Raw genomic sequence first — 9,814 nt, forward strand, 5'->3', positions numbered from 1 at the left:
ATGGATTAGAGTCAGTGAAAGGCGGTTAGTCTGCAATCAGTCTGGCTTACGTTTGTCAGGTGCTGGTTTGGGCCGGTCTGCTGGCCCCGATTGCTCGATGTGCACCGACGAGTTGCCATCGTGGCGGACTACGCTGGTGTTGCCGCCGTTGGTCGAGGTAACCACCGTAGTCTTGCCATCAGCGCTGGTCTGGGTTACAGTAGCCGAGTTGCCCGTGCCCGATTGCCGGATCACGACCGTAGACCCACCCGACGACGTATGGGTGCTGTCGGGCTTGGCCGACGACTGAGCGAAAAGTGTGCCGCTGCCAAAGAGCATGACACCGAGGGCCGCAAAAAGTGGAGGAGTACGCATAAGACAGAGCAGGTAGGTATGCTGTTCGTTGAGGTAAGGTTCCAACTAGCCGGGCAACCACTGCCCGCTTGTTCAAAGGCTAAATGTACGCGTTAGACAAAGCATCAAACAAGGTGCGGTTAGGTAGTAAACATAACCATACATTCGTGAGAATACCATTGCCGTTTATAACTATTCCAGCAATAAACTACCTCTCCAGCTCATCAATGACAGGCGGTGTTGCATAAAAACATGACTCTATTGCAAATCCATAGAGCATAAAACTTCTGATTTTATACTAAACGGTAGGTGATTCATGCCACTATATACTAGGCGGTCTTCTACCTCCGTAACGGACAACAGCCGTCCGGTTTCGGACAGACTTTTTACCAAAAACAGCCCTCATTTTCTCAAAATAGCCTTTTCGGCCCCTGGCACGGCTGTTGACACCGGTATACCCAGGCTCTTTCCCCTGTCAACGTATGCTCCGCTCCTATCTTCTGCTTGCCCTGCGTCAGTTGAGGCGCAACCGGCTTTACTCGGCCCTGAACATCGGTGGTTTAGCCGTGGGGCTGGCCGTCAGTACCTACATTGGCCTCTACGCCTGGCACGAATTTCACTACGACCAATTTCACCCCACCGCCGACCGTACTTACCGGGTGCTGAGCTATGCCCGATATGGCGACGATGAGATGAACTCCACCAACCTGCACGAAGCATTTGGGCGCGAAGCCAACCGCCAGCTGCCCGAAGTGGAGCAACTGGTGCGCTACGCATCGTACCCCCGCCCCACCTGGCTACAGACCGACGCCGATCATCGCACCAAGCCTAACGCCCTGCAGTTTGCCGACGCCTCGTTTCTGTCAGTAATGGGCTTCGCGCTCACAAGCGGCGACCCGCGCACAGCCCTGGCACAGCCGGGCCAGATTGTGCTCACCCGCCCCGTAGCCGACAAGCTCTTCGGGCCGCAAAACCCGGTGGGCAAAACCCTCATTTACGACAAAAAATACCCCCTAACCGTCTCCGGCGTTTTCGCCGACCTGCCCACCAACTCCGTCATTCAGTTCGACGCGCTGGTGTCGCTGAGCAGTGTGTCCACCCTGGGCGACAACAATAGATTCGTTTGGGAACATGCCGGTTTTCTGGATACCTACCTCGTGCTCCGTCCCGGCACCGACCCCGCCAACACCGCCGCCAAGCTGCTGACAATCAATAAAAACCTGAAAGTAGACCACGACAATTCGGCGAAATTTTTGCTTGAACCTCTGCCTTCGCTCCACCTCGACAGCCGACAGGCGGGTAGCACGGCCCGGCAGGATCTATATACGTTTATTGGCGTAGCCCTGCTTATTCTGGTGCTGGCCATGACCAACTACGTGAGCCTGACCACCGCCCGCGCCGCTCAGCGTGCCCGTGAGGTGGGGGTGCGCAAAGCCATTGGTGGTCAGCGCCGCGAGTTGATCAGCCAGTTCTACATCGAATCGTTCCTGACTACCACGCTGGCCTTCGGACTGGCCCTGCTCTTGCTAGTGCTGCTTTTCCACTGGGTGAATACCCAACTCGACATCAGGATGGATGAGCGGGTCTTTCAACAGCCTGTATACTGGTTGCTGGCCGTGTGTTTGTGGCTGCTCTGCGCTTTGCTGGCAGGAGGCTACCCCGCCCTGATGCTGTCGCGGTTCAGGCCGCAGGAGGCTCTCAAAGGGGCGCTGTCGCCGGGTACGCGGGGCGTGGGCATGCGCCAGGTGCTCACCACGGGGCAGTTTGCGGCGTCGGCGGGGTTGCTACTGTGCGGCCTGGTCGTCTATACTCAGATGCGCTACCTCCAAACCAAACATATTGGCCTGGACCGGGCGCAGGTGGTGGCCATCACTATCGATGCCGACATGGCTCCGCAGTATATGGCCTTCCGCGATGCCGTGCGCACCTGGGCTGGGGCCGCGCAGGTGGCCGCCACCAATACCCGCCTTTATACCTCCAGCATATCCACTTATTTTCTGACCACCAAGCGTGACAAGAAACAGCTGCTGGTGAACCAGCTAACCGTTGACGAAGGCTTTTTCAAAACCCTCAATATTGGCTGGAAACTGCCGCCCGTGGGCTGGGGAAGGCAACCCCTGGCTCACGACATATCGGTGCTCAATGAGCAAACCCTGACCGACGCGGGCGAAACCGTAACCACCCTCCCCCACCCCGACCCGTTTAACCCGAATGGTGACGCAGTGCAGGGGGTGGTAGCGAATTTCAACCTATTTGGCCTGCAAAAAAGTCAGACCCCAGCTATGCTCCGCGTGGTAACCGACAGCAGCCGCGCCGTGGTGGCCGACGGGGGTTATTTGCTGGTGAAACTAGACCCCAAACTAACCGTGCCCGTAGCCCTGGGTAACCTCAAGCTCCTCTACGAACAGGCGGGCCGGGCAAGCACCAACGCCGCCCCGTTCGATTATTATTTTCTGGACGACGCCTATAACCGGCTGTATGTAAAAGAAACCCGGCTTGCCTCGCTCGTCAACGGCTTTGCGGGACTTACGCTGCTGGTGGCATGTTTGGGGCTGCTGGGGCTGATTACGTTTACGGTGGAGGCACGCACCAAAGAAATTGGCATCCGTAAAGTGCTGGGTGCCAGCGTGTCGGGCATTGTGGCGCTGCTCAGCCGCGAGTTTGTCTGGATCGTGGGCGTGGCCGTGCTCGTAGCTACGCCGGTGGCGTGGTGGGCCATGACCAACTGGCTGGCCAATTTCGCCTACCACATCCGGATCGAGTGGTGGATGATGGGGGCCGTGGCTGGGATTTCGGTCGTGATTGCCTTACTTACCGTCTCCTTCCAAAGCACCCGCGCCGCCCTGGTGAACCCTGTAAAAAGCTTGCGCAGTGAATAAAAACTACAAACCGCCCCATGTTCCGCCACTACCTCACAATTAGCCTCCGCAACCTTCGGAAGAACCGCATCTTCACCGCCATCAACATCGTAGGGCTGGGCCTGGGCATTGCCACCTTTGGCCTGCTGTGGGAATATGTAGCCTTTGAGCGGAGCGTGAACCAGTTTCACGACAACAAGGCCAATACTTACCGTATGCTGTTTGAAACTCCCGGTGGCCAAACCAACGAATACACCCCGGCTGGCCTCATCGCCGATGCCAAACCGGTTTTTGGCGAGGTGCAGGCCGCCTGCCGGATCTTTTCGAGCGGGGCACAGGGCATTGTCAGCATCACCGGCCCTGACGGCACAGCGCAGGCGTTTCGGGAAGACGACGTGGCTTTTGTCGATGCTTCTTTTTTCCGGGTGTTCACCTTTCCCCTGCGTAGCGGGTCGGCGGCGGGGCTGGCCCGGCCGGGCGTAGTTTACCTGTCGGAAAAGGCCGAAAAAAAATACTTTGGTGAACAGCCTGCACTGGGTAAACTACTGACTCTCAATGGGCAGTTTGGCTCTCTGCTTTTTACCGTAGGTGGTGTTTATATCAACATGCCTGCTAACTCAGACCTGCAATACGACCTGCTGATGTCGCTGCAAACGCTGGCTATTCCAGCCAACCTAAATGGCAACACCTGGGCCGAACTGACATCTTACGGCAACAATTTTCTGGCCTCGTACCTGCTGCTCTCGCCCACGGCCAATGTGGCAGCGCTCGATAAAAAGCTGACGGCCTTCTACCACCAGAAAAAGCCCGACGAAACCCAGACCAGCATACGCCTGCAACCGCTTACCAACCAACACCTGGGTGCCTCGCTCAACGACCCACTGATGACTACCGGCAGCCTGCGGTTTGTGTATTTACTGAGCGGTTTGGCCCTGCTTATTGTGCTCATTGCCTGGCTCAACTACGTGAATCTCAGTACCGCCACGGCCCTGCAACGCGCCAAAGAAGTGGGTGTACGCAAGGTAGTAGGGGCCACCAACGGCCAGTTGGCAGGGCAGCTCCTGGGCGAATCGGTACTCATCAATGCGCTGGGACTGGCGCTTGGGTTGCTGCTGCTAACTTTGTTTCAGCCTGCACTCAACACGTTTATTAACAAAGAGTTGTCACTGGGCATGTTGCTGGCGGGGCAATCGGGACAGGCGGGTTTCTGGCTGGTGGGGCTGCTGGCGCTGGTGGCGGGTGCCATGCTGTCGGGGGGGTATGTGGCCTTTGCCATGACCCGCACCCGCGCTGCCGAGGTGGTGCGGGTAGGCGTAGCCAAAACGGGCCGGGGGGCGTGGCTGCGGCAGGGGCTGGTGGTGGTGCAGTTTGGTATTGCCGTAGCGCTGGTGGTGGTCACAATGGTGATGTACCGGCAACTGCACTTTCTGCAAAACAGGCCCCTGGGTATGCGTACGGCCCAGCTAGTGACCATCGAAGGGCCTTCTATCGGTAAAAGTCAGCCCGACTTCAGAAGTAGGGTGGCGAATTTCAAGCAGCAAGTGGCGGCGCTGTCGTACGTGCAAACCTGGTGTGACGCAGGTAACGTGCCGGGCCGGTGGTACAACTTCAGCGGCAACGGCATTACCCGGCAGACACCCCGCCCCGGCGACGAACAGAAGAATTACAATGTGCTCTTCATCGACGAGCGGTATTTGCCTACGTTCAGCATTGGTCTGGCGGCAGGGCAAAATTTCACACACGCCATGGCCGAACGCGGCTACGATAAAGGTGGAGCCGTGCTAATTAACGAAAAGGCCGCCCTGGCGCTGGGGTTTAACTCGGCCAAAGAAGCCGTGGGGCAGGTGGTGAAATGGGGGTCAGACTATGAAGTGGTGGGGGTGGTGAGCAACTACCGGCACCAGTCGCCCAAAGTGGCCATCGAGCCGGTGGTATTTTTCCCGCGAGTCAACAACGGTATGATCACCCTCCGCCTCACGCCCGACAACATGCCCCAGAAGCTGGCCGAACTGGAAAAACTATACAAAGCCAGCTACCCCGGCAATCCCTTCGATTATTTCTTTGTCGACGAAAAATACAACGAGCAGTACCGCACCGAGCAGCAGTATGGGCAGTTGTTTGGCGCTGCCGCTGGTCTGGCCATCTTCATTGCCTGCCTGGGTTTGTTTGGCCTAGCCACGTTTATGGCGCAGCAACGCACCAAAGAAATCGGCATTCGTAAAGTGCTGGGTGCCAGCGTAGCGAGCATTGCAACACTGCTTAGCAGAGACTTCCTGAAACTGGTGGGCGTGGCATTTTTGCTGGCCTCGCCGCTAGCCTGGTGGGGCATGACCCGCTGGCTCCAGAACTTCGCCGACAAAACCCCGCTCGACTGGTGGCTGTTTGCCGGAGCCGGACTACTGGCGGCGCTAATTGCCTTGCTCACGGTCTCATTCCAGAGCATCCGCGCCGCCCTCTCCGACCCCGTCAAGAGCCTGCGTAGCGAGTAAAAAGGCCGCACCAGCACACTGGTCGGCAACACTACCGCCCTAGGTTAAAACTTTTGGCCCGTTTTTTGACGTGGTCGTTTCGAGGCGCACCCATACCTCGACAACCCATGAAATCGACGCTATTTTTTGCTGCCCTATTGCTGGGCGTTGCCACTGCCGTTTCGGCCCAAACCGTGCCCACTGAAGGGTATCGAATTGAGGGGCGCATTCGGGGTCTGCGCGACACCACGGCCGTATTGGCCCACTATTTCGGCCATAGCCAATACATCCCCAAAGACACCGCCCGCATTGATGGTGCCGGACGATTTGTCTTTTCGGGCAAAAGCCTGCCCGGTGGCCTATATATGGTAATTGGCCCCAAAAACAAACGGCTGGAACTCATTCTCTTTGGCGACTCGGCTGCGACCGACAAGCCGTTGGTCATGCCCCGGTTTTCGTTCGAGACCGACACCACATCGCTAGTGGCCAAGATGACCGTGAGTGGATCGCCGGATAACGAGGCGTTTTATGCTTATCAGCAACAGATGCTCACGTTTGGCAACGAAGCGCAGGGCATTGAGTTGCAAATGCGTTTTCGTAGTGACCAGGTGAGTAAGATTAGTCTACGTCGCGAAATGACTGAGCTTCAGCGTAAAGCGCGTATTTATCAGCAGCAGTTTCTGGTAAAAAACAGCACACCGGTCGTGAGCAAACTCCTGAGCATGATGGGCGACCCTACGGTGCCTGCCGCCCCCAAAAAGGCCAATGGCAAGGTCGACTCGACGTTTCAGTACCGATATTACAAGGCGCATTACTGGGATAACATCGACTTCGGCGACGAGCGATTAGTACGCACGCCCATCTTTCAACGTAAGATTGACCGCTACTTGCAAGAGCTAACCGCGCCCGTGGTCGATTCGCTCATTACCAGCGCCGATTTGATTGTGAACAAGGCTCGCGCCAACCGCGAAGTGCTTTCCTATGCCATCTGGTACATCACAAGTCAATATGAACGGCCCCGCCTGATGGGCACCGACGGACTGTTTGTCCACATGGCCGAAAACTATTACCTCTCCGGCGTGATGCCGGCTGCCGACCCCGCCACTGTCGACAACATCAGGAAGCGGGTAGAGACGATCAAACCGCTGCTGATAGGCAAGTCGTTTCCAGCATTGGCGGTGAGCGATACACTTCGCCAACCCATTGACTTAAAGCAAGTTAACGCAGATTATACAGTGCTGTTTTTCTACGACCCTACCTGTACGCACTGCCGCGCCTCTATACCCACGCTGGCCCAATTTGCGCAGGATTCGACGGCCAAAGGCGTTCAGTTTTGCGCCATCGCCGTTGACAACAGCCCCGATGCCTGGCAGAAATTCATCCGTGAATTTGGCATTCAGCGGTGGGTCAATGGCTACGATTTCACCTTCCGCACCGACTACCGGCGGCAATATGACGTGATCAAAACACCGACCGTATATGTACTTGATAAGGACCGTACGATCATTGCCCGTGCTCTGCCCGCCGAGCAGGTTGCCGACTTTATTCAGTTTCGGCGGCGAAAAAAATAAGCTATTTTACTAAATACAAGACAAGTAGCGTCAACGATTTGTTACGTTTGCGGTATGCAAATAAAACTGCTAATTGTTGATGACAACCAGATGTTCGCCGAGGGCATCTGGACGTTGCTCGAAGATACCACCGACTACGAAGTGTTGGAGGTACTACATAGCGGGCAGGATGTACTGGAATTTCTGGACCACACCCCCGCCGATGTCTTATTGTTTGATATCGATCTGCCTGATTCATCTGGCTTCGAAATAACTCGGCTCGTACGAAGGCAACATCCTGGTACTCAGGTGTTAGCTATTTCGTCTCAAGATGACAGGCTGACGATTGAACAGATGTTACAGGCCGGTGCGCTGGGCTATTGCCTGAAAAGCGATGGCCGCGACGAGCTATTTTCGGCTATTCAGACTGTAGCGGGCGGTAAGCCCTATCTGCCTGCTGCGTATTTGGCCATGCGCCAGAAACAGAAGGCCCAGGCCGCAGCCAGTCCGTTGTCGGGCCGGGAAGTAGACGTGGTGCGGCTCATCAGCGAAGGCATGACCATCAGCCAGATCTCAGAAAAGCTGGCCATCACCGAACGAGCCGTGGAGACCCTGCGCAAGAGCATCTACAAAAAAGTGGGTCCGCAGAGCAACATCGAACTCGCCCGCTTCGTCCAGAAATACCATCCTTTGTAGCGAATGACTATCCAATAACCAATGCCTAATGACCAGCCACCCGTGACCCTACTGGCTGGAGTTTGGCGCATTGATCAGCGTATTGGGCTGTGCTGGCCAAGCCGCGTATCAGGGCGTAGCAACCTTCGTCGGTGATGGCTTTGAATGAGCTAGTAGGCTGATTCTTAGCGGTTAACGCCATATGCCAGGCCTGATGCTCGTGGTCGGGAAACTGATTGAGGGCGAAGTCGGCAATGCGTTTAAGCCAGCGTGGGGCGTCGGGGTGGCGGGTGTGCAGGTAGCCATTGGCCAGTGCTGCCAACGCCAGCGCGTGTACCGATGCCAGCCGATGATCGGCCCCGGCGAAGGTCATGGGCAGGTCTTTCCAGTCTACCCATTGCACCAGTCCCTGTATTGCGCTATCTGGCACCACGGTCCGTGTTATATCTCGTCCGGTCTGATTATCGGTGGGTCCCTGCCACGCCCATTGGCATTGGCGGAGGCATTCGGTCATGGCTTGGAGTGTCAGTTTCCGGTTGCCGAGCATAACGCCCACGTCTACCAGCAGATCCGTAGCTTCCATGGTCAGGCCTGTACTTACGCGCCGGCCTTCGGGCGTGTGGCTGAAGGCCCCGCCGGGCAGCACCCATTCGCGCAGGATATCCTGCCGTTTGTCAACAAATTCATTCAGGATTTCGTCGAGCAGGGGTTCGGTGGCTTCTTTCCAGTCGGGGAGGCTGAAGAGCGGGCGGACGTCAACCAGGGCTCGAAGCAGGGCTACCGGGCCGCTCAGGTGGCGTAAGGTTATTGGCCCCGTGGTGGCTGCCAGGGCCTTTTCGCGGCTGGTTTGGTAATGCCGCAGGGCTACGTGCAGCGTTTGCTTGGCCAGCATTGCCCATTGGTCGTCGGCGGTGGCCAGGTGCATTTGGGCGTAGGCCGAAGCCACGCGGGCACCCGTCAGCGGGTCGTGGGTGATGGGGCCGTGGGTGGGGGCAGCGGGTCGGCCCATGCGGTCGAGACGGGTGTAGCAGGCCATGCGGTCGGTATGAGCAAACTGCGCCAGAAAATCGGCCCCGTGCTGCGCATGGTCGAGCCAGTCGGGATCGGCCCCCAGGGTAGTGTAGAGATAGGCAAAAGCCCAGACCTGCTCGGCCTGCCGGGCCACCTGCTTATCGGCTTCGATGGCCTGACCAGTGGCGGTAAGGAGGTCAAAATAGCCCCCGCCGATACCATCGCAGGCATATCGCAGCCAGAACGGAACCAGATCATGCACCAGCGCCTGCTGGCAATCGGCTGCTATTTTGTGGAAATCGAGCAAAGGGGAGGAAGGAGTTTACGGTTTAGAGTTTTCAGTTTGGAGTTTTCAGTTGCGGTCCGGCGATCCGGCTGACGCGCCTGTACTCTCGGCGGACCGGTCAGCCAACCGAGAACTCTAAACTGAAAACTCTAAACTGTTTTACGCTTTTTTTAAAATAAACTCCGGGCTGATGTCGAGGCGTTCGTAGAGTTTTTTGGCGAGGTCGATGGTGATTCGACGCTTGCCGTTCATGAACTCTGAGAAACGGGCGGCAGAAATATCCAGAAAGGTAGCCATGTCTTTTTGCTTCATCTGGCGTTCGGCCATTTTCACCTGGATCATGCCCGGCAGCGTTTCTGGCACCCGAATGGGCATCAGCGGAATACTGTCTTCAAAGGCTTCGGCCATCAGCGATAGCCGTTGCAACTCGTCGGCTTCGGCTTGTGTAAGCAGATCGAAGCTGCCATGTTGAGTTACCCGTTGCAGGTAGGTCTCTATTTCGGCCATAACCGCTTTATAGTCAGCCTGATTACTAATCGTTGTCAACATAATTCTTATCAGATTGTGCTACACTAAACGACTATGGACTGGAAGTCCATAGGTTTAACGACGAATGGAATTCGTGGTCTCATC

The 9,814-nt window shown here is 56.6% G+C and carries 7 protein-coding genes; 4 read left to right on the top strand and 3 right to left on the bottom strand.

Annotated features, from left to right (window positions below; genetic code table 11):
• Window positions 1-36: 36 nt before the first annotated feature.
• Complete coding sequence (locus tag J2I48_RS26925) at window positions 37-354, bottom strand: hypothetical protein (RefSeq protein WP_207338637.1); 318 nt, start codon at window positions 352-354, stop codon at window positions 37-39.
• Between the two features lie 461 nt (window positions 355-815).
• Here J2I48_RS26925 and J2I48_RS26930 point away from each other — a divergent pair, with 461 nt between their 5' ends.
• The 4 genes from J2I48_RS26930 to J2I48_RS26945 all read left to right on the top strand — a co-directional run bounded on the left by J2I48_RS26930 (window position 816) and on the right by J2I48_RS26945 (window position 7,905).
• The gene (locus J2I48_RS26930; protein ID WP_207338638.1) at window positions 816-3,212 is read left to right on the top strand and encodes an ABC transporter permease; all 2,397 of its coding nucleotides are present in this window, start codon (window positions 816-818) and stop codon (window positions 3,210-3,212) included.
• A gap of 17 nt (window positions 3,213-3,229) precedes the next feature.
• Entirely contained in the window at window positions 3,230-5,680 is a 2,451-nt protein-coding gene (locus tag J2I48_RS26935) for an ABC transporter permease (RefSeq protein ID WP_207338639.1), read from the top strand.
• Between the two features lie 107 nt (window positions 5,681-5,787).
• Window positions 5,788-7,230, top strand: a complete 1,443-nt coding sequence (locus tag J2I48_RS26940) for a TlpA family protein disulfide reductase (RefSeq protein ID WP_207338640.1) — start codon at window positions 5,788-5,790, stop codon at window positions 7,228-7,230.
• A gap of 54 nt (window positions 7,231-7,284) precedes the next feature.
• Window positions 7,285-7,905, top strand: coding sequence for a response regulator (locus tag J2I48_RS26945; RefSeq protein ID WP_207338641.1), 621 nt, complete (start codon window positions 7,285-7,287; stop codon window positions 7,903-7,905).
• Between the two features lie 25 nt (window positions 7,906-7,930).
• Here the strand turns inward: J2I48_RS26945 and J2I48_RS26950 are convergent, their stop codons facing one another.
• Window positions 7,931-9,202, bottom strand: coding sequence for an AGE family epimerase/isomerase (locus J2I48_RS26950; RefSeq protein ID WP_207338642.1), 1,272 nt, complete (start codon window positions 9,200-9,202; stop codon window positions 7,931-7,933).
• 138 nt (window positions 9,203-9,340) lie between these two features.
• Complete coding sequence (locus J2I48_RS26955; RefSeq protein ID WP_229376830.1) at window positions 9,341-9,730, bottom strand: helix-turn-helix domain-containing protein; 390 nt, start codon at window positions 9,728-9,730, stop codon at window positions 9,341-9,343.
• Window positions 9,731-9,814: the final 84 nt, after the last annotated feature.

Origin of the sequence: Fibrella aquatilis (assembly GCF_017353255.1) — a bacterium.
Lineage (GTDB): Bacteria > Bacteroidota > Bacteroidia > Cytophagales > Spirosomataceae > Fibrella > Fibrella aquatilis.

Excerpts from the sequence above, each read along its gene's own strand:
- J2I48_RS26925 (WP_207338637.1), bottom strand. The coding sequence starts at position 354 with ATGCGTACTCCTCCACTTTTTGCGGCCCTCGGTGTCATGCTCTTTGGC.
- J2I48_RS26930 (WP_207338638.1), top strand. The coding sequence starts at position 816 with ATGCTCCGCTCCTATCTTCTGCTTGCCCTGCGTCAGTTGAGGCGCAAC.
- J2I48_RS26935 (WP_207338639.1), top strand. The coding sequence starts at position 3,230 with ATGTTCCGCCACTACCTCACAATTAGCCTCCGCAACCTTCGGAAGAAC.
- J2I48_RS26940 (WP_207338640.1), top strand. The coding sequence starts at position 5,788 with ATGAAATCGACGCTATTTTTTGCTGCCCTATTGCTGGGCGTTGCCACT.
- J2I48_RS26945 (WP_207338641.1), top strand. The coding sequence starts at position 7,285 with ATGCAAATAAAACTGCTAATTGTTGATGACAACCAGATGTTCGCCGAG.
- J2I48_RS26955 (WP_229376830.1), bottom strand. The coding sequence starts at position 9,730 with ATGTTGACAACGATTAGTAATCAGGCTGACTATAAAGCGGTTATGGCC.